Consider the following 21,144-nt stretch of genomic DNA (forward strand, 5'->3'; position numbering starts at 1 on the left):
TGCATTACTTTATATTTCCCCATTTTTTTAAATTTTCTTCCAATATTTTAATTTGTATTGGTTTTGTCATATAATCATCCATTCCTGCTCCAAGGCATCTTTCTTTATCTCCTGTCATGGCGTTTGCTGTTAAGGCAATAATGATTGGCTTGGGATTTATGGTATCGCTTGATTTTATTTTTCTACTGGCATCAAGTCCATCCATAACGGGCATTTGAAGATCCATAATAATAATGTCATATTTTTCTTTTAAGCAAGCTTCATAAGCAAGAAGTCCATTTTCAACTAAGGTAGCACTGTACCCTAATTTTTTTAAAATACTTATGATTAGTTTTTGATTTACAGCATTGTCTTCTGCGACAAGTATTTTTAGAGTTTGTGGTGTTTTTTCACTATTCATTGGAAGGACTCCTGTATTTGGAGTTGTAATTTGGTTTGATATTTCTTTTTTACTTGTATCATTTTCATTTTTTGATTCTGCTAAATTATCTAAATTAATCCACTGAGCAATTTTTTCTGATAATAATTGAAATTGAATAGGCTTAGAAATATAATCATCCATTCCAGCATCAATACATCTTTCTTTATCACCTGGCATGGCATTTGCTGTTACGGCAATAATTTTAGGGCGAGTTCTTTTGCGGGCATTAATAATTATATTTTTAGTAGCGTTAATGCCGTCCATTTCTGGCATTTGGAGATCCATTAAAATAAGGTCATATTTTTCTTTTTCTTCTTCTTCAACTGCAAGTCTTCCATTTTCTACTAATTTAGGAGTAAATCCCATTTTGGTCAAAACACTTTTAATTAATTTTTGATTTACAGGATTATCTTCAGCAACAAGAATTTTTAAACTTTTGATTTTATCTAAAGGTAAATTTTTATTAAATGCGTTAATTGTTGGAATTTCAGTTTGAGTTTGTATTGTTAAAGGAATATCTTTTGGAGCTTCTTTTCTATTTATAATTTTTGCAATTGTTTTTGCTAATGTTTCTGTTTTAAGTGGTTTTGTAATTGTTTCATTTGCAATTTGATGTAAATCGGGAGTAGCATTTTTTCCTAAAGAGATAAGAGCAATGGAAGGAATTCTTCCTGTAGGGTTTATTTGATTCGCTTTTAAAAACATGACCGCTTTTTTGCTTTCACTTACAATATCTACAATTAATACTCTAAATTCCTCAATTCCAATAATGCTTTGTGCTTCTTCAAATTTAGAAACAATTTTTGCACCCATTTTCCATTGTTTAAATCTTCTTCCTAAAATATACCGCATAGTTGGGTTTTCAGAAATGACAAGGCATTTTAAACCACTTAAATTAGAAATATTATAGCTCGGTGGTGAAAACTCAGACGGAATTTCGCTTTTTAGAGTAAATAAAAATCGGGTTCCTTTTCCTACAATACTTTCAACCCAAATTTTTCCTTTCATAAGTTCAATTAATTGAGCAGAAATAGCAAGACCAAGACCAGTGCCACCAAATTTTCTAGAAATTGAAGCGTCTGTTTGTGAATAGGCTTTAAATAATTTTTTAATTTTATTTGCAGGAATTCCAATACCCGTATCTTTTACTTCAAATAAAAGTTCAACATGTTTTTCATCTAATTGATCTATTTGTGTTACGCCAATAAAAACTTCACCTTTTTCAGTAAATTTTAGCGCATTATTACATAAGTTTAGTAAAATTTGTCCAATTCTTTTGTGATCACCAATAATTTCTTGGGGGACAGATGGTTCAATAAAATAAGTTAAATCTAAACCCTTTTCAAAACTTTTTGGGCTTACAACGTCAATGACACTTTCGACAAGTTCAGAAACATCAATTTTTTCTTTACTTAAAATAATATGTCCAGAGATTAAATTTGGTAAATCGAGTACTTCATTAATTAACTTCATTAAATTGTTGCTGCTAATTGTTATCATGCTTAATAATCGTTTTTGTTCTTCATTGATATTAGTGTCATTCAAAAGTTCAGCATGGCCAATAATTCCATTAACTGGAGTTCTAATTTCATGACTCATTGTGGCTAAAAAATTCTCTTTTGCAATTTCAGATTTTTGTGCTTCTATATGCATTAAACTCAATTCACCCATTTTTCTAGCAAGGGTAATTGAGAATTCATGGATTTTATTAAATTCTGTTGTTAATTTTATATGGTTTCTAAGTGATAATGTACTCAATACTAGCATAAGAGCTAATTCATTTAATAAATGGCTTTGAATTTTAATAGGGCTTATTGCAATTCCTAATGAATAACAAGAACAAAAAATAGCGATAAATAGAGTCAAATAAATAAGTTCGTTTTTCTCGTTTTTCTGAGGCATATTTTCAACAGATGTTATTAAAGATGCTATGGGTGCTATTTGAATAATACCTAATAAAATAATTAAGTTTAAATTAAGTAAATTAATTAAAGGGATAGATAAAAGTGATATAAAAATTAGATAAACTATAGGATTTGTTTTGTTTCTTACAAAATATTCCATTCTATTATTTTTGCTAATAGAATAAATAATAGATATATTTAAAGATACCGCATACCAAATAAATATATTAATAATTGAAATTATTTTATCTTTTTCTTGGAATGTTATAACATTATTATCCATAAAAACAATTGTAATTAAAGATAGTATAATAAATGATTGAGAAAAATAATGTATTTTAGAATAAGGTCTTTTTGAAAATTTTCTTCTAAATGAGAAAAAAGAAATTAAGGAAAAAGAGAATAGCATATTTCCAATAAAAATAATATTTTCGAAAGATTTAAAAATACTTTCAGAAGTATAATAGTTTGCAAAATAACCTAAGAATAAGGCACAAAGAATTGTGCCCATGGTAAAGAGCCTTCTTTTTCCTATATTTAGACTTTGGATTTTTTCTTCCAAATAACAAAACATAATTTTAAATGTCCTATTCAAATTTTCCCCATTTTTTATCGGATAAACTCAAATAATCTTTTTGTTTTAAGAAAACGAAATAAAAATGACACATTAAAACTTGTTATTAAATGTTGATATTTTGACTCTAAGTTACATCTTAAGGATAATTTTCCGATTTTTATTTAGAAATTCATTTTATTTCTCGGAGGAATTTTGTCAAAAATTGTCTATAAATTTATCTTTGAAGATAAACGTGAGTCTATTTTTACGGTAGATATAGACAGAATTGGTTCTATTATTGAAAATAAAGAAAATAATGATGTTGAATGGACAAACTTAGAGTTTAATAAATGTACAAACTGTCCTTTGAAATTAGATGAACATAAAAAATGCCCACCTGCTTTAGATGTTCAGTTAGCTATGCGAGAGTTTCATTCTGTTTTATCTACAGAGAAAATTCAAACTTATGTGGAATCAGAAAATCGGACATATTATAAGGAATGCGATGCACAAACCGCTTTAAAAGCTCTTATTGGTCTTATTATGGCAACCAGTTCTTGTCCAATTCTAAAAGATTTAAAAGGAATGGCATATTATCATTTGCCTTTTGCTTCTATGGAAGAAACTGTTTTTAGAACTGTTTCTTCTTATTTATTAAAACAATATTTTAAAGTAAAAGAAGGGGAAGTACCTGATTGGACTTTAGAAAATTTGCCTAATTATTTTGATCAAATTCAAATTGTAAATGTTTGTTTTTTTGAAAGAATCAAAGTAGCCAGTAAAGCGGATGCAAATTTAAATGCCATAGTATCTTTTTCTTCACAATCTCAATTGCTTTCTTTAGCAATAGAAGAGTATTTAGATGTTTTGAAAAGTCAGTTTGTGACTTTCTAGAATTTTTTATCGAGATTGGAAATTTGAAATGAAAAAAGAAATAATAAGGTTCTATATTATAAACCTTTTTTTTATTCTATTTATTGTTTTTTCTATTAATTTTTTAGATAAAAAAATTGTTTATTTAATGAATGATATTAATGCACATTCAAATCAATTTCATTTTATTCTATTTTATAAAATTCCTAAATGGATAACTTATATTCCATATATTTTATTTGGTTTATCTCCTTTAATGATTGTTTTTGTAGCATTTAATTTATGGTTTAAAAACGCAATTAAAAAAATCCATATTGCTTTGTTTTTATTATCAATAACCTTAAATATTGCACTAGGGATGAAAGTTATATTTAAATTTATTTTTAGTCGTAATAATGTATTTTATTTTTTAAAAACAAATAATGATAATTTTAAATGGTTTCAAGACTTTCATTCTTTATCAGCTTTTCCATCTGGTCATACTATAATAGTAGTTTCTGCTTCGTCTCTATTCTATTTAATTTACCCTAAATATAAAATAATTTATTTTACTGCTTCTTTTTTAACTGTTCTTTCCTTAATTTTATTAAAATATCATTTTTTAAGTGATATTTTATTTTCTATTTATTTGGGTACACTTATAAGTTTTTTTGTATATTTTTCATTTAAATATTTCGCAAAAAAAGAATATACTCAAAATATTTAATTTCAAGTGTGTTGAGTATTTACAATATAAAGATCAGCTTCGGGAGTGCATTTTAAAACTTTTACACTTAATTCTCCCGTTTTCTTTAGTGCTGCTGCTGCCTTTTGACAATCAATGGAAAGTTGAGCCCCTTCTTTAAATTGAAACTTAGCAGAAAAAGTAATTCCTGATTGTGTTAACTTAATTATTTTGATGTCTAGTTCAATAGGCATATTTGTTATTTTTGCAGCTAAGTCTAATTTTGATTCTGCAGGAGCAGCTGGTTTTGGTGCTGGTTGTGCAGGAGTCGGTGCTGCAGGTTTTGCTGCCGCTGGGGTTGGTGCACTTACTGGAGGAGGCGCAATTGGTGCTTGTGTCTGTGAGGCTACAGGAGATGCTATCGGTGGTTTTGTAGGAGGAATGCTACCATCAAGTAACTTTTTAAGTTTTGTTTTTAGAACCTGAATTTCTACCGTTTTATGTATGAGATCATCGGGTTTTAATTCGTCAATTTTAGCCTGATCTAATTCCCCTTTTTTTCCAGTTAAAAAGACAACTTTAATATCTTGTTTTTGTTTTAATTTATTTATAAATTCGAGTGTTTGATAGCCATCAAAGTTTGGCATTAAGACATCTAAAATCACAAGGTCAATCATGTGGTCATTTAAAATTTTTAAAGCATCTATTCCACTTTTTGCTTCAAAGTGAGCAAATCCTAAAGAATTGATAATTCCTTTTAAAAAAATTCTTGTTTCGGCAGCATCATCAACAATTAATATAGATTTGGTAGCCACATTGACCTCTGTTAAGAAGCTTCTAGTTCTTTAATTTTATTTTTTAAAACTTCAGGAACTTTTTTACATGTTGAATCTATTCTATTGAAAATATCTTGGGCTCCATCTAGCTTTTTTGAAAATCCGATGTCTTCTAATAATTGGCAATCTTCAGATAAAGAAACCAAACCAATTAGTCTAGAGCTTGATTTTAATGTATGAGCGGATCGCTCTATGATAGCAGCGTCACTATTTTGCATTGCAAGAGTTAATTCTTTAATTCGTTCTTGTAAGTTATCTAAATAAACAGACATTAATTGAACAATTAAGAGTCTATTTGAGAACTCTTCATCTCCATTGCCCAATTCTTTCATACTATTTATTATTTCTTCATCTAAAAGTGATGTTGTACTCATATATTATTTTGGAATAACCCCTCTATATTTTGGTTCGGATGGAGTTTCATTGAGTTTATCAATTTCAAGAATTTTTTGTTGTGCTCTTTCAAATTTAGGATCATATTTTAAAATTTGTTGGCAAACTTTTTTAGCTCTGTCATAGTCTTTCATATTAACTAAACAAAGAACTTTATTATACATAATTTTTACGTCAGTAGGTGTAATTTTTAAAGCCAAATTATAGCTTGAAATAGAATCTTCGAATTTACCCATTTCTTTATAACAGATTCCAATACTATTTAAAAAACTTGGATTTTTAGGATCTTGTTCTACTGCTCTTTGTAAAAAATCGAGAGCTTTGTCTTTTTTCTTTTGAGCTAGAAAATTTCTACCTACTTGAGCATATAGTTTAGGATAAACTATTTTCATATTAATTGCTCGCATAAGGTAACTTTCTGCTTCTTCATAAAGTTCACAGCGAGTTAACACATTTGCCGCTTCTTCATAACGAATCGGGTTTTTTGGATTAATGCTTATGGCTTGATCAAATGCTTTAATTGCAGATTGTTTTCTATCTGATGCTAATAAACAAACACCTAAATCAAAATATGCTTGTACATAATTTTTATTATTTTGCATTGCTAGTCTTAAGTTTTTTTCCGCTTCAGGTATGTTACCTAAAGCTCTATGGCATCTTGCAATTCCAACAAAAGCTCTTGCAGAAGATAAATTTCTAAGTGAAATACTTTTATATGCTTCTAATGCATTTTCATATTCACCACTTATATATAAATAACGAGCTAATTCATACTCTACTTCAATATTATTTATATCGCGGTATTTAACCAACGTTTGAGAAATTTGTGAGGAAAGATCTTTCATAACAAAAGGGATACGTAAATAGCCATCGGGCGCAGCTTCAGGAAAACGTAACATCTCATCTTTTGTGAGCTCAGGTCCAACCATTAAAATAGGAGTTCTTTTAATTTCAACATTTTCTCTGACTTCTGTTAAAAATTCAAGTCCATTAATTTGCCTCATATCTTTTTCACAAATGATAAAATCAAAATTTTTTTCTTGAAGAAATTTAAGAGCCTCGCCCTCGCTTACCCCTTCAAAAACATTTTTGAAACCTAACGTTTTTAATGATTTTACAATACCTTCACGTGATGCGGGTGCATCATCAACAACAATAAAATTCATATCTGATGAGAGCTCAATGACGTTGGCGGCCATATTATTGCAACCTTTAAGAGAAGGATATTTCTCCTAGTCTATCATATTTTTCTTAAAAAGAAGATCGACAGGAGTGTCAACTCCTTTATTTTTGTTGCATTCTCGGCATGCTGGTACAACATTGCCTGGTGTGGTTGTACCAAAACGTGCTAAGGGAACAATATGATCTAGCGTAAGTTCTTTAAAGGAAAATTTTTTTCCACAATAGTAGCATAACCCAGAGGCACATTTTTGTTGCCACCATCTACTTTTTTTGGCGGCTTTTACTTTGGCTTTTTCTCTTTTAATATGTTCTTCATCTGCAAATTCATAACTATTTAAATTCATTTATTATTCTAAGCTGCCCGTGATGGTGAAGGTCCTCCACCAGAGGACGGTTTAATAATTAATTTAGAAATTGGCAGTTTTATTGTAAAGGTTGTGCCTTCTCCAACAACTGAGCTTAAAACTAAATCACCCAAATGTTCCTTTACTATATTTTTTACAATACTTAAACCTAAACCTGTACCTTCACCTTTGGGCTTTGTTGTAAAAAAACTATCAAAAATTTTAGGAAGGACTACTTCTGGAATTCCAGATCCAGTATCATTTACAGAAATATTAAACGAATTATCATCTAAAAATGCTTTAATTTTTAATTCTTTTTTAGATGATTCTTTCATAGCATCACAAGCATTACTCATTAAATTCATAAGAACCTGTTCAAACTTATTTGGGAAACAAATGAGTTCTGCATTGTTATATTTTTCATCAATCTTTATTTCAACTTTAATATTATGATTTCTTATTTTTTGTTTTACTAAGAAAACGCTATTTTCAATTAGTTCAATTACACTTTTACTTTCTTCCTCTTCTTGAGCATCTTTTCTTGAATAATTTCTGAGATGATCAACAAGTTTATTTATTTTATGACAAGCTCTCGTAATTTGAGATAAATGTGAGTTTAAATTAGTTTCAAAAGATTCATTATTATCTGTTTTCTTCATTTCGTCTTTAATGTCTTCGCAAGTAAGTTGTATCATAGTTAGAGGTCCTCTAATATCATGAACAACTGTTGCAGATAACTCACCTAATGCGGCAAGTTTTGAAATATGAAGAATTTGTGCATTTAAATAATCATTTTCTTTTTTTAAATAAATATTTTTTAAACATTTTTTTGCTAATGGAATAATATCATTTTTTATAGAAAATGGCTTTTGAATTACTTCGTAGCAATCTATTTTGTTCGATTTATCCATTATTTTATTGTTAATATATCCAGTCATTATGATTAATAAAGCATCTTTATTTTTATTACGAATTTCACTAATGAGTGAAAATCCATCTCCATCCGGAAGTTGAATATCAATTAAAAAAAGATCAAAATTATTAGCAGAGTTTTGAATAATTGTTTTGGCTTCATAAAAACTACTTGCCGTTGTCGTGGCAAAATTGAGTGAATTAAACTCACGAACAATACGTTCCTGCGTATCACTATCATCTTCGACCACGAGTATGTTTAGTTTTCCTAAGTCCATCAAGTGGATCCTTGTAAACAAAAATAATTCAAAAAAAGTAACAATATTCTATCGGTGTTTTGTTTCTTTAATTAAGAGAAGCTTGGGTGCAAAAATTTTCCAAAAACAACAAAGTTTCTTAATATATTGATTTTGCTTTCTTTTTGTTCTCAATAATCTCTTTTTCAATCTTATTCTTCTCTTTTTCGTGAAGAAACCGTCTAATTTCAAAAGCGAGTTCAATTTTTGCTGAATGATTTTTAAATTTTTCAATCAATATTTCTAATTCTTCGTAATTATTGGTTTTATCTATAGAGTTATAAATTTCTGTTATTTTTTGCGCCCCTTTTTCAGAAATTTCTTTACAAATTTCCAAAGTTTCAATGCAATCCATTTGATACTCTTTTGCCTCAGTTAAAATTTGTAAAGTATTATCAATTATGGATTTTCTTACTTCTCTACGCGAAACATAAATAAAACTTCCACCGCTTATGGCAGCGGCAAAAAATGTTAAAATAAAAACAGAAGGCAAATATTCTAGAAGTAGGTCATCTGAAATGCGAATACTTATTGCTTTGTCTTGAATTAGTCTAGATAAAACATCTAAATTAAACATGATTTTAGTAAAATTTTCATTTTCATTATTTAAAACTTTTAGCATTTCATCATAGTTATTTTGCTCCTTTTCTAAACTTAAATCTATTTCTTTTTGAATTGTTAAAGTATAATCATTAATAATTGGTGTTAAACTTTTAATATTCGCTGTCATAAAAGGATCAATATTAAATTTATTAATTTCTTTCGAATGAGAGACAATGGCAATAAAATCTTTTCTAATTTCTTTAATAAAATCAGATTTTAATTCTTTTTTTTGTTTTATTGATAATTCTTGTTGATTTGTTAAAATAAATTTATAAATATTACTATGAGCTCTTGATAATGTTTCTTTTGCTTCTAATATTTCGCGTTGTGCTAAAAAATAATTATCAGTTAGTCCTAAAATTTTCTTTTTTAATTGATTGACGTATATCGAACCAAATAGACTATTAAGCATTAGGAAACAGATTAGAGAAATGGCAAGGCCATTTATGATCCAACCTAAATGCGGTTTCCTTTTAATAAGTTGCATAAATCTTATTCCAAAAAATAAGGTTTTAATTATTCAACTTACTTATCGGCTTCATATTTTATTTTGGAATAGGCTGAAAAAATTTCCCAGATCGAACAAATTCGAACCATTTTAAAAGATCGGGTTCTCTAGTAGAAATATATTCAAATGCATTTGGACAAGTTTTTGCAATCCAGTGTTCAAGAATTAGATTTTGTTCTTGTTTACTTAATAAAAAATTGGGTTGATGGATTGAAAGTGATTCTCTTAATGTTTGTAATATTATTCCTGCACAAACGGAAACATTTAGAGATTCTGTAAAACCATACATTTGAACCGAAACATACATATCCGCATAATTTTTCCACTCTGGGGAAACACCGTGTAATTCACTCCCAAAAATGAGAGCTATTTTTTGATCGCCTATAAAGTTTTTAAATTCATTTGAATGAAATGAATTACTTGGAAAAGAAGGGATTTTATCAATATAATGTTCAGAGGTTCTCGAAAAATCAGGTAAAGAAACAAGAGCAATTTTATAACCACTATTTTTTAAAATATCAGCACATTCTTCAACTGTATTTATTCGTTTTGGCATTAGCCATTGGCTTGCACCTCTATCAATAGTGTCAGCTGCTTTAAATCTCATTTCTTTATTGGAGTATAAAAAAAATAAATCTAAAAATCCAAAAGAATCAATTGTTCTTAAAATAGCACTAATATTATGAGCGTGATGGGTATTTTCAAACACAGTTAAAACTTGTCTACTTCTTATCTGCGCTATTTTTTCCATTTTGCCGATTCTTGCATCTGTAAAAAAGCCTCTTAGTGCAGCATTAATTTTTCCAAAGTCATTTCTCAAGTGCTCTGGAATAAAGTATTGTGTAGGCACATTTGAAGAAGTCGTTGATTCCGTCCAAATCATTTTTATCCTTTCTCCCCTTTTTTTGTGAGGATTTCTATGTCTACTCAAAATATATTCCCTTCATCAACTAAAATATTTACCCCTGGGCAACCAGCTCCAAGAGGAAAGTCCCTTATTACTAAGGGATGGCTTCAAGAAGCCGCTTTACGCATGCTATTAAATAATCTTGATTTTGAAGTTGCTGAAAAACCCGAAGATTTAGTTGTCTATGGGGGAAGAGGAAAAGCAGCACGATCTTTGCCTGATTTTCATAATATTTTAAAAGCATTGCAAGAACTTGAAAATGAGGAAACCCTATTGATTCAAAGTGGAAGCCCGGTTGCTCGTATTAAAACTTGGCAAAATGCACCTCGTGTTCTTTTAGCAAATAGCAATTTAGTTGGAAATTGGGCAAATTGGAATCATTTTGACGAGCTCGAGAAAAAAGGCCTCATGATGTATGGTCAAATGACTGCAGGAAGCTGGATTTATATTGGATCACAAGGAATAGTCCAAGGCACATACGAAACTTTTTATGAAGCATTTCAACAACATTATAAAGGTGTTACAAAAGGGCGTTACGTTTTTTCTACAGGACTTGGGGGAATGGGAGGAGCGCAGCCTCTTGCAGCTGTATTAACAGGAGCCTGCTTTTTAGGAATTGAAGTCGATAAAAAACGAGCAGAAATGCGCTTAAAATCTGGATATCTTGACGAAATTCACAATGACATTGATTCCGCAATGAACTCTCTTAAAAATTCATTATCCGAAGGGCTTGCTAAAAGCATTGCCATTATTGGCAATGTAGCTGATATTCTTCCCATATTATTAGAACGTAACGATTTCCATCCGAGTCTTGTAACCGATCAAACTTCAGCTCATGATCCTACCTACGGGTATGTTCCCCAAGGTTATTCTATGGAACAAGTGTTTCAAGAACGAAAGTTAAACCCAAAAAAGGTGGAACAAGATGCAATGCAAAGCATTGGAAAACATGTTCGATATTTGTTAGAACTTAAAAATAGAGGGATTCCAACATTTGATTATGGCAATAATATTCGCGCAATGGCGAAAAAAGTAGGAGTAGATAATGCATTTGATATTAAAGGATTTGTCCCTGAATATATTCGTCCTCTTTTTTGTAAAGGAAAAGGTCCTTTTCGATTCGTAATGTTAAGTGGTGATTCTGAAGATCTAAAAAAAGCGGATCAAGCGCTTATGAATTTATTTCCTCATCATAATGACATTCAAAGGTGGTTATCTTTAGCTCCAAAAAGGATATCTATTCAAGGATTGCCTGCCAGAATTTTGTGGTTAGGATATGGAGATAGATTAAAAGCAGGGTTACTCTTGAACGAGATGGTAAAAAGCGGTGAAATTTCTTGTCCCGTTGTTATTGGAAGAGATCATTTGGATTGTGGAAGTGTCGCATCTCCTTATCGTGAAACAGAAGATATGAAAGATGGTAGTGACGCCGTTGCTGATTGGGCTCTTTTAAATGCTTTTGGCAATATTTCAAGTGGTGCTTCTTGGGTGAGTTTTCATCATGGCGGTGGAGTTGGAATGGGATATTCGCTTCATGCAGGAATGGTGATTGTGGCAGATGGAAGTCAAGAAGCTTCTGAACGTTTAAAGAGAGTTCTCACATTTGATCCTGCAATGGGTATATTTCGTCATGCAGATGCAGGTTATGAAAGTTCGCGAAAAATTGCTGGGGAGCAAATGAATCGTTCTGTAGAAGCGGACTCTCCCTATTTTTATCCTCGATATTTATCAAACGCTGAGGTGAATCATGGCAGCAAAGATTTGGTCTACAAAAAAGAATAAAAAAATTATTTTCAAGAACTCTCCTTGTGTTGTAACTATGCAAGGATTGAATAACTTAGAAAATAATATTATTACTTTAAAAGATATGAAAATTCTTAAAAATCAAGATGTATATATATCTGATGGTGTTTTTCAGGCAATTGGAGAAAATATTGCGGATAAATATGTTAACTTATCTGATTGTGAAGTGATAGATGCTTCTAATTTAGTTTTAATGCCAGGTTTAATTGATTGTCATAATCACCCTATTTTTGCAGGCAGCCGTGCTAACGAAACTGTATTAAAATCTCAGGGAATGACCTATGAAGAAATTGCAGCAAAAAATGGTGGTATTGCTGCAACAATGAAAGCAACTCGAGCTGTTAGTAAAGAAAAGTTAACAGAAATTTATAAATTAAATGCAAAAGATGCTCTTGCAAAAGGTGTTGTTCTTCTCGAAGCAAAAACAGGATATGGATTAAATCCTAAAGAAGAAAGAAAAATGCTTGAAGCTCTTTATGAAGCCTATAATGGTGAAGATGCTCAGGAATTACCTGCGTTATCTCCAACTTATTTAGGGCCTCATGCTGCCAGCCCAGAATACAGAGGACTCGATAATTATATTCAAGCTCTGGTAGAAGATTTACCAAATATAGCTGCATTAGGTGAAGAAGCGGTTAAAAAAGGAATTTCTTTACCGCTAGCAGCAGATATATTTTTAGAAAGAAACTTTTTTACTAAGGAACAGTCTGAGCGTTGGTTGGGAGCTGCCTTACAACATGGTTTAGATGTTCATATTCATTCGGATGAGTTTTCACGGAGTGGTGGTGCTGAGCTTGCAGCAGAACTTGCACGGAGAGTAGAGCAAACAGCTTCTAAAAGAAGACAAAAAGGACGTGTACTTACAGTTGATCATTGTCAATATTCAACTGAATCCGATTTAGGTAGACTGGCAACTTTAGGTGTAATTGCTGTTGCTCTTCCTTCGACAAGTTTTTTTAGTCGTATTCCATATGTTGATGCAAAAAGATGGAGAGCATCTGGTGTTAAAATTGCAATAGCGAGTGATTTTAATCCAGGAAGCGCCATTATAAATAATATTTGGTTTGCTTGTTACCTTGCACTTTCTCAATGTGCTTTTTCACTTCCTGAAGTTTACGCAGGTGTTACTGTAAATGCAGCACTCGCATTAGGAGTAGAAGATAGCTATGGAATAATTGAAGAAGGAAAAAAAGCAACTTTAGTTGCATTTGAAGGAAATTCTGCAGACGATTTTTTTACTTCTCCGATCGGTGATCATGTAAGACACGTGGTATTATAAATTTGAATTTTTTGTTTATTTATAATTCGCATTAAGGGGAAAGAATGGCAGGGTCAAAAACTTTAAAAATTGTCTATTGGGTATTTACCATTCCATTTGTTGTATTGATGCTTTTTTCTGTTTTTAGCTATTTTAGCTCTGCTCCACAGGCAGTTGAAGGGATTCGATCTTTGGGTTATCCGCTTTATATGTTAAAAATATTAGGTACAGCAAAGCTTTTGGGAGTTATTGCTATCCTTTATAATAAATTTAAAACATTAAAAGAGTGGGCATATGCTGGATTTGTTATTAATTTAATTGGTGCTGCGGCTTCGCATCATTTTTCAGGTGATCCTTTATCTAAAGTGATAGTCCCATTAGTTGGTCTTGTAATTGTTCTTATCTCCTATTTTTTATGGAAGAAAAAATAATCGTTAAATATGACTCATGATTTCTATATTAACGTTACTTGGGTCTAATATATAAAAATTTTTATAATTAACATCTAACGAACCTATACCAAATTTTTCAGTATTTAAATTAGGTTCGGCTCTTATTTTAAGTTTTTTATTCATAGCAGTATAATAAATTTTATTAAATTGAATTTCATCTACTAAAAAAGCAATATGTTGAGGATTTGGAAGACGGATTTCTTCAAAAGGAACAAGTAAAATTTTTAAATAATTATGAATTAAAATGAATCCCTTTTTACCAGTTCCAGTATCAATAAAAGAGTCATGTTCATTAAAGCCAAGAATCTTGATATAAAACTCTTTAGAAATATTAAGATTATGAGAGCCTATAATCAGATGATCTATTTTCATAAAGATCTATTCCTCAATTATATTTATTGTTGAAATAATTGATTTTGGTATTATTTTAATATTATATTTTTCTAGTTTTTTTAAAATTTCTTGGTCATCAAAATAGTTCGATACAATAATTGAATTATTTTCAATTTTGAGTAATAAAATAGCATCTAATCCATTTTCAATACAATAATTAAACTGATAGTCACATAAGATAATTTTTTTATTATGATCTTGATTTTTAGAAAAATATATTTTTAAATCAGAAATACTATAAAAATGTATTACATTTATTTTTGTTTTTATTTTTGAAAGTCTATCATCCCATATTTCATGAGAAATTTTATCATCATCTACAATTATTGTTGTTTTATTTTTTATATTAATTTCACTTAAATAGTAATTGGGTTTTTCTGTGATAGGGATTTTTATAGTTACAGAAGTTCCTCTCAAATATACTGAATTTATATCAATTGTCCCTGAAATCGTTTTTAAATATTTTATTGCATGTGAAAGACCTAATCCAGATCCGCCTTCTTTTTCAAAACTCGATTCCTCCCCTCTTAAAATTTTCGGAATATATATATCTTTAATTCCCTTCCCATTATCAGAAAAGATAATTGTTATAAAATTATCTTTTCTGATTAATGTAACATTTATTATTCCATAATTTTTAATTGATTCAATGGAGTTATTTATAATATTTGAAACAATTCTAGAAAATTCAGTATAATTTATAATAGAAAACAAAGCGTGTTCTTTTAATTTTAAATTAATTTTAATATTCTTATTAAAACAAGTTACTTTTTTCTCTATTATGATTTTATCTATTAAGCTTGGAATGTGCTCAATAGTATTTATTTGTGATTTGATTTGATTATTTAATAATTGAATGCTTATATCATCTATTCTTTTGCATGCATTCATAATAGTATTTTTATATTTTTCATCTATATTATTCTTGATAAGTGTTAAAATTAATTTTATTACTGTAAGTGGAGAGCGAATGTCATGAGCTATTTGTTTAGATAATTTGTTTTGGGTATTTATTTTTTCAATTTCAATTAATTTTATTTGGTTTTTTTCATGAATACTAATTATTTTATCAAATGAATCTGCTATTTTTCTTATTTCGTCATCTCCTTTAATATTTAATCTTTCGTTTATTTTATATTTTTTTAATTTATAAATTAACTCATCAACTCTTCCTGCTATTCTTCTTGAAAAAATTTTAGAGATTAAAATACTCATTATTAAAATTAAAATAGATATTAAAAAAATGAAAAACGTTACTTTATTTAAGTGTTGATTTAATGAATTTTTAGAAATATTTAATGATAATAAATAATAGTATTGATTATTTTCAAGAGTTAATTTTCTCCTAACGCAACTGCAGCAGGTATTATGTGTAGCATTTATTTTTGTATTTAATATAAAATAATTTTTATTATCAATTGAATTTATTTTATTCGGTTTTTTTTCAGGATTTTTTTCATATAAAATGGGATTATTTTTTGTGAAAAGTCCTAAACTAGTACCATTTGGAGATAGGATTTCCATTGAATTTATATTATGATCAATTTCAAATATTTTTTGAAAAGTATTTGAAATAAAACCAGCTTCCACATTTATTTCAATAATATATTTTTTATCTTTTGTGCCATGTAAAAAAAACTTAGAAGAAACTCCTGCTGGTATTCCAGGTAAGAAACCCGTAGGATTAATAAATAACGAGTTTTCAAACCAACTTTTATACATATTACAAAAAATGAAAATATTAGGTAGTTTAGCTGGTTCTTCTCTGGTAGATCTAATAAAATTACCATTTTTATCAGTAATGTATATATGACTTAAGTTTAATTGTTTAGAAATTTCTTTTAATTTGTTATTATTGGGTAAGCCTTCAGTTTTTATTAATTGCTCAATTAATAATGCTGAACTCAGCATCAAGTCCTCTATTTGTTTTTCATGGAGTTGAAATGCAGAACTTAAAGTATTTGATATTTCTGAATATTTTTCTTTAAAATTGCTTAAAATTTGCGCAGAAATGAACTGATGTATTATAAATGCTATTGATATATTTAGGAGAGTTGTAAAAGAAATAATTAATGTTAAAAACTTATTTTCTATATTCATTTTAATTTTTCTTAATAATATTTCATTTTGATTTGTAAATATACATAAAAATTTAAATACATATTTAATATATAATTAAATAAACCTATATTAGCAAATGTTTTTACATTAATTAAAAAATAAGTCAAACCAAAAAATTATTAATTTATTGGTAGTCTATTTTAAGTTAATTTATTAAATTTAATAAAATTTTTTTTATATTTTAATTCTTACCCTTTTCTTTATTTTAAAAGAACAGTAAAATATGAATTGCTTCAATAAAAGAACTTTATGCTTAATTTCTTATTCCAAGAATTTAAATTTCCTTTTGCATGGAGAACATTATGATTACTCAAAAAACGAATGAATTCCTTTTAAGAGCTCTTAATACATCTCGTTTTGCACTATATACTTTTGAAGGTTTTCCTATTCATATTGTGCGAAATGTTTTTGGAATTCATAAAAAGCCAAAAAATACTTCACTCTCAGAATTTATAAGGATTTTAATTTTAGAACTTAAACATATGCTTGAAGAAGATATTAAAAATATAAATGAAAATATTTATTTTAAAGATTTAATATATCCAGAAAATCCAATAACTCATGCAAAAAGATATTTTAATATATTAATTGATTCATTAAATTCTTCTATGCGTGCAAAAAATAATGAATATCAGAAATTTTCTAAAAATGTTAAAGATGATATCAATAGTTATCCAAAGTACTATAGAAGAAATTTTCATTTTCAAACAGATGGTTATTTATCTAAAAAGTCGGCAGAGTTGTATGCTCATCAAACAGAAATATTATTTAAAGGTACCTTAGGACTATCTCGTAGATTGTTATTAGCACCTTTGCTTAAGCATATTCAAAATCAAAAAAAACAGTTAAAAATTCTTGAAATTGGTTGCGGATCTGGGGAAAGTACACAAATATTATTAAACTCATGTAAAAATGTTTCAATAACAGCAATCGATCTGAGTAAAGCTTATATTGAATATGGCAAAGAAAAAATGATGAAATATAGCAATGTAGACTTTATTAAAATGGATGGAACAAATTTATCAGCTCTTCAAAACAAATATGATATTGTTTTTTCAGTGTATTTATTTCATGAGCTTCCTGAAAAAGAAAGATTTAAAATAATAGAGTCTTGTTATAATGTTCTTAATCCAAAAGGAATTATGTTTCATATTGACTCTATTCAAATGGATGATGTTCCTAAATATAATTGGGCAATTCAAAATTTTCCTCTTAATTTTCACGAGCCATTTTATATGAATTATATAAAAAATCCTTTATTAAATATTATAAAAAATTATGATTTTAAAGATTTAGAAACTCAAATTAGGTTTTTATCAAAAAGTATTTTATGTCACAACTAAAAGCATAATCTTTAAGTAAACTCTATAATAACCGATATACTCAACTGATGTTCTTCTTAGTTTAAAGCTTATAAATATCAAAGGTATAAAATGACAAATAAAAAGCATCATTCTAAAGATACACATGAGTATAAAGAGGGTCATAATGAAGGATATATTGAAGGTCAAAAAGATATTTTAAAAATATTTGATGATATTTTATCTACAGGGCAAACAGATGTTAGCAAAATTGGTAATACTAATAATTCTAAATATGTTGAAATTAAGAAAAAAATAATAGAAATTATGAAAACATCTAAATAACTTTGAGGGAAAAGAGATAAAATTAAAAATATTAAAAATTCTAATCTACTTTTCGGCGAACTTAACACTTATTTCATTGTGTTATGCATCTGAAAATAATAATACAGAAAAAGAAAATTTAATAATCCCTTCGGATAAAAAAATAAATGCCTTTGAGACCCAATCTGAGACTGAATTTTCAATATGGGGCAAACCAGGAGCAGATGGTTTATATCTAGGAATGTGGTCATTTCACTTGAGTATTTTAATTGGTGAAGATGCTCATGAAGAATGGGAACATGCTCTTGTGGCAGCAGCTTATCGTGGATTTATATTAGGTACTTTTGTTAATTCCTTTAATCAACGGTGTTACGTTTTTGGGGTCCACCGCAGTCTCTTCCATTCAGTTGATTCATCGGGCTTTTCAACAGATTTTGGTTATAATTTAGGTGTTGTTCATGGATATGATGGAAGATTGGTTTCGATAGCAGAACAAATAAGGTTTTTTCCTTTTTTACAAGTAACATACGATCTTGCTTGGAAATGGTTTGGTCTTCAATTTAGTTACGTCGGGGTTGTTTTAAGTGTAGGATTTTTTATGCTTTTAGATTTTTAAAGGATACATTTTTAACTAAAATCTCTTTAATGACTTTTTCTAATTCTTCATTCGAAACACGATGACCATCATGGCTTCTAATAAAGCCTTCATATTTATCAAAATAATGACTCATTTCTTTAACGTTGTTAATAGGTATCCATTTTTGATCTTTTTTTTGTGCCATGCAAAGTATTAATTTACAATGTAAATGATTTATTCCATAACCTTCAAAAACAATAACGCAAGGAGCTTTAGTTTTTATTTTAAAATGCTTTTGTGCCTAGGTATTTTCTCCAAATAGGGCCTTCATCTATTTTAAGAGAGTTTTTACGAGATTTAAATAAAATTTTTGGAGTATTAAAAATAGAATATTTTAACTCTTCTAATAATTTTCTGTCATTACTATAAATATAATTATAATTTGCAAGACCAATTTTGGAATATATAATATCAATTTTATCGAAAGAAATTATTTTAACTTTACATTGAAAAACAAGTGCAAAATCATTTGAATTAACGTGACGATGTTTTTCTAAATCAAAAATTCCGCCTGAAAAAAAACAAGTATATAAAAATGTATTTGCATCAACAAAATCTAACATATGAATAGACTCTTTTTGGGTAAAATAAATCGGAGGATTTTTAAAAGATAAATTTTGCATAAAAAATATAATCCATCCGCCAAATAATCCACCTTGATGGAAAAAATTTTCGAAAAATTTAATCAAATTAGGATTGTTTATTTTTTGTTCTGACAATATTCTAGTAAATTGAATGAAATGAGATTCGTCTTGTTCGTCGGATATTGTTTTAAATAATTTTTGGTTAATGTAAAGAGTAAATCTCATTAAATCAACAGATACATGTAATTTATCTGATTTAGAAAATGTTTGAAAAATAGAATGAATACTTTTTTGAGGAAATTCAAATATATGATTAGAATCTTTAATTAAAAATGTTTTTATATGATTTTTTTTATTAATTATTTTAATGCTGTAACCTTTTTTAAGATCTAAATTATTAATTGGCACTTTGGATATTCCTTTTTTTAAGGCTTTTAAAAAACAATTACCAATTAATATTTATAATATATATTTTTTTATATCAAAAAAATATCATAATTTTCAATAAAATATTTTATAATAAATTAACATGAAATAATATATGTTTATTTGTTAAATAAATATAATAATTTAATTTTTGAGATTATTTTTAAATTTCGAGTGTTTTGATTTTTTTTAAGATAATTATCATGATTGTTTAGATAATTATCTTAATTTATATGCTTAATGAGTATTTTTTGTATTATATTTTATCTAAATAATTCTTGAATTCTTTGCAGAAATTTCCTGTTATATTAAGAGGGTGTCCTTCTATATAAACATTTTCATCGCATTCATCTAAATCAAACCAACGATAGCCAGGACTATTTTGAATATTAAAAATTGTATTTGAAACTTCAAATGAGTGTTTTTTATCAGGAATAAAGGAACGGTTCGTTAAATAGTTATTATCAAATTTAGCTACAAGAAGCATATAATTATTTGAGTGAAGTACCATTAGCCTTTTTGCATGTATGATATCCTGATTAAAATCATTTTCTTTGCCAGTTTCTTCATTAAACTCTCGAATGGCACCGGTAATAGGGTCTTCGCATTCTCCCAAACTGCAATTTTTTAGTTTATTTTCTGATAAAGCACATGAGCCACCCGGAAAATTCCACCAACTACCCAGGCTTTCACTTCGAAGTTGCAATAATAATCTTTTTTTAGGTTTAGAATTATCTACAACAAGAACACCACAATTTTCAACGCGTTCTGTATGAGAACCTGCAAAATAGTGAGCTACTTTTTCTTGATGGGGTAGAACCATAAATAACTTTGTATTGGGTTTATTTTTAGACACTTCAGCCAAAACTTTAGGGCTGTCATCATAAAAAGTATCAATTTTTGTTTCCTTTAGCTGTCCCGATTTTCCTGTAGGAGGCTTAATACAAAAAATTTCATTATTTTCAATTTGGCTAAGATGATTCTCTGTCAAAAAAATTTGTCTCTTACTTATTGTTTTAGGAGAACAAAAGCTTGCATTATGAGTAACGATATATGGTTTATTCCCGTTTTTTAGTAGAAGATCAATTTCTTTAATTAATCTTTTATTTCTTCCTTTTGTTTCAAGAATAGGTCTTACAGGGTCATTATAATCACCAAAAGCAGAATATTGAACTTCTGTATGCAATACTCCATCTATATCGAATCCTATATTACCTCCAACAGGTCTCGCAAAGGGAGATTCTTTTGGAGTATTTTCAAACAAATCATCAAAAGAATCTTCTTGTAATAAGTTATCTTGATTCGAATTTTTTTGTTTTTCTGTTGAATGGACACAGCTTAATAAAAAGAATGATGATAATGTGATACGAATCAATAATTTCACTTAAAACTCCCTCATTTATACTTGTTAAAATTTACAAGTTTTTAAACAAAATCTTAATAGCA

At 28.4% G+C, this 21,144-nt stretch carries 21 protein-coding genes; 8 read left to right on the forward strand and 13 right to left on the reverse strand.

Features of this window, described 5'->3' with window-relative positions; translation table 11 throughout:
- Positions 1-4 precede the first annotated feature (4 nt).
- Positions 5-2,899: a response regulator gene (locus tag GCL60_RS11785; protein ID WP_153420861.1), complete on the reverse strand. Its 2,895-nt coding sequence runs from the start codon at positions 2,897-2,899 to the stop codon at positions 5-7.
- A 195-nt stretch (positions 2,900-3,094) separates the two neighbouring features.
- Here GCL60_RS11785 and GCL60_RS11790 point away from each other — a divergent pair, with 195 nt between their 5' ends.
- Together GCL60_RS11790 and GCL60_RS11795 are read left to right on the forward strand one after the other, a co-directional pair.
- Positions 3,095-3,775 (forward strand): DUF6901 family protein, encoded by a 681-nt coding sequence (locus tag GCL60_RS11790; protein ID WP_153420862.1) that lies wholly within the window; start codon positions 3,095-3,097, stop codon positions 3,773-3,775.
- Between the two features lie 28 nt (positions 3,776-3,803).
- The gene (locus GCL60_RS11795; protein ID WP_153420863.1) at positions 3,804-4,460 is read left to right on the forward strand and encodes a phosphatase PAP2 family protein; all 657 of its coding nucleotides are present in this window, start codon (positions 3,804-3,806) and stop codon (positions 4,458-4,460) included.
- A 2-nt stretch (positions 4,461-4,462) separates the two neighbouring features.
- Here GCL60_RS11795 and GCL60_RS11800 read toward each other — a convergent pair whose 3' ends face one another.
- From GCL60_RS11800 to GCL60_RS11830, 7 genes are all read right to left on the reverse strand, one after another.
- The gene (locus GCL60_RS11800; protein WP_153420864.1) at positions 4,463-5,233 is read right to left on the reverse strand and encodes a response regulator; all 771 of its coding nucleotides are present in this window, start codon (positions 5,231-5,233) and stop codon (positions 4,463-4,465) included.
- A gap of 11 nt (positions 5,234-5,244) precedes the next feature.
- Positions 5,245-5,628 carry an Hpt domain-containing protein gene (locus GCL60_RS11805; RefSeq protein ID WP_153420865.1) on the reverse strand — a complete coding sequence of 128 codons (384 nt, stop codon included), beginning with the start codon at positions 5,626-5,628 and terminating at the stop codon, positions 5,245-5,247.
- A 3-nt stretch (positions 5,629-5,631) separates the two neighbouring features.
- Positions 5,632-6,846, reverse strand: coding sequence for a tetratricopeptide repeat protein (locus GCL60_RS11810; protein ID WP_153420866.1), 1,215 nt, complete (start codon positions 6,844-6,846; stop codon positions 5,632-5,634).
- Positions 6,847-6,879: 33 nt separating this feature from the next.
- Positions 6,880-7,173 carry an HNH endonuclease gene (locus GCL60_RS11815; protein WP_153420867.1) on the reverse strand — a complete coding sequence of 98 codons (294 nt, stop codon included), beginning with the start codon at positions 7,171-7,173 and terminating at the stop codon, positions 6,880-6,882.
- An 8-nt stretch (positions 7,174-7,181) separates the two neighbouring features.
- Entirely contained in the window at positions 7,182-8,363 is a 1,182-nt protein-coding gene (locus tag GCL60_RS11820) for a hybrid sensor histidine kinase/response regulator (RefSeq protein ID WP_153420868.1), read from the reverse strand.
- A gap of 118 nt (positions 8,364-8,481) precedes the next feature.
- Positions 8,482-9,471, reverse strand: coding sequence for a hypothetical protein (locus tag GCL60_RS11825; protein WP_153420869.1), 990 nt, complete (start codon positions 9,469-9,471; stop codon positions 8,482-8,484).
- Positions 9,472-9,529: 58 nt separating this feature from the next.
- Positions 9,530-10,375 carry a TrmH family RNA methyltransferase gene (locus GCL60_RS11830; protein ID WP_153420870.1) on the reverse strand — a complete coding sequence of 282 codons (846 nt, stop codon included), beginning with the start codon at positions 10,373-10,375 and terminating at the stop codon, positions 9,530-9,532.
- Positions 10,376-10,411: 36 nt separating this feature from the next.
- Between GCL60_RS11830 and hutU the strand changes: the two genes are divergently transcribed.
- From hutU to GCL60_RS11845, 3 genes are read left to right on the forward strand one after another with little or no spacing between them, the layout of a single operon-like run.
- On the forward strand, positions 10,412-12,181 hold the full coding sequence (gene hutU, locus GCL60_RS11835; RefSeq protein WP_153420871.1) for a urocanate hydratase: 1,770 nt from the start codon (positions 10,412-10,414) through the stop codon (positions 12,179-12,181).
- On the forward strand, positions 12,147-13,481 hold the full coding sequence (locus tag GCL60_RS11840) for an amidohydrolase family protein (protein WP_153420872.1): 1,335 nt from the start codon (positions 12,147-12,149) through the stop codon (positions 13,479-13,481). The genes hutU and GCL60_RS11840 overlap by 35 nt, the downstream gene beginning before the upstream one ends.
- 44 nt (positions 13,482-13,525) lie before the next feature.
- A complete protein-coding gene (locus tag GCL60_RS11845; protein WP_153420873.1) occupies positions 13,526-13,891 on the forward strand; it encodes a DoxX family protein in 366 nt (121 codons plus the stop codon).
- Between the two features lie 3 nt (positions 13,892-13,894).
- Here GCL60_RS11845 and GCL60_RS11850 read toward each other — a convergent pair whose 3' ends face one another.
- Positions 13,895-14,284: a VOC family protein gene (locus GCL60_RS11850; RefSeq protein ID WP_153420874.1), complete on the reverse strand. Its 390-nt coding sequence runs from the start codon at positions 14,282-14,284 to the stop codon at positions 13,895-13,897.
- Positions 14,285-14,290: 6 nt separating this feature from the next.
- Positions 14,291-16,405, reverse strand: coding sequence for a sensor histidine kinase (locus tag GCL60_RS11855; protein ID WP_153420875.1), 2,115 nt, complete (start codon positions 16,403-16,405; stop codon positions 14,291-14,293).
- A gap of 323 nt (positions 16,406-16,728) precedes the next feature.
- Between GCL60_RS11855 and GCL60_RS11860 the strand changes: the two genes are divergently transcribed.
- The 3 genes from GCL60_RS11860 to GCL60_RS11870 all read left to right on the forward strand — a co-directional run bounded on the left by GCL60_RS11860 (position 16,729) and on the right by GCL60_RS11870 (position 18,667).
- On the forward strand, positions 16,729-17,769 hold the full coding sequence (locus GCL60_RS11860; RefSeq protein ID WP_161998188.1) for a class I SAM-dependent methyltransferase: 1,041 nt from the start codon (positions 16,729-16,731) through the stop codon (positions 17,767-17,769).
- 90 nt (positions 17,770-17,859) lie between these two features.
- The gene (locus tag GCL60_RS11865; RefSeq protein ID WP_153420877.1) at positions 17,860-18,072 is read left to right on the forward strand and encodes a hypothetical protein; all 213 of its coding nucleotides are present in this window, start codon (positions 17,860-17,862) and stop codon (positions 18,070-18,072) included.
- 76 nt (positions 18,073-18,148) lie between these two features.
- On the forward strand, positions 18,149-18,667 hold the full coding sequence (locus tag GCL60_RS11870) for a hypothetical protein (RefSeq protein WP_153420878.1): 519 nt from the start codon (positions 18,149-18,151) through the stop codon (positions 18,665-18,667).
- Here GCL60_RS11870 and GCL60_RS11875 read toward each other — a convergent pair.
- The 3 genes from GCL60_RS11875 to GCL60_RS11885 form a co-directional block, all read right to left on the reverse strand.
- Positions 18,648-18,833: a hypothetical protein gene (locus GCL60_RS11875; protein WP_153420879.1), complete on the reverse strand. Its 186-nt coding sequence runs from the start codon at positions 18,831-18,833 to the stop codon at positions 18,648-18,650. The two genes, GCL60_RS11870 and GCL60_RS11875, sit on opposite strands and share 20 nt — an antisense overlap.
- 79 nt (positions 18,834-18,912) lie before the next feature.
- Complete coding sequence (locus GCL60_RS11880) at positions 18,913-19,680, reverse strand: hypothetical protein (RefSeq protein ID WP_153420880.1); 768 nt, start codon at positions 19,678-19,680, stop codon at positions 18,913-18,915.
- Positions 19,681-19,954: 274 nt separating this feature from the next.
- Positions 19,955-21,082: an NUDIX hydrolase gene (locus GCL60_RS11885; RefSeq protein ID WP_153420881.1), complete on the reverse strand. Its 1,128-nt coding sequence runs from the start codon at positions 21,080-21,082 to the stop codon at positions 19,955-19,957.
- Between the last annotated feature and the right edge of the window lie 62 nt (positions 21,083-21,144).

The sequence above is a fragment of the Silvanigrella paludirubra genome (assembly GCF_009208775.1).
GTDB classification, from domain to species: Bacteria; Bdellovibrionota_B; Oligoflexia; order Silvanigrellales; family Silvanigrellaceae; genus Silvanigrella; species Silvanigrella paludirubra.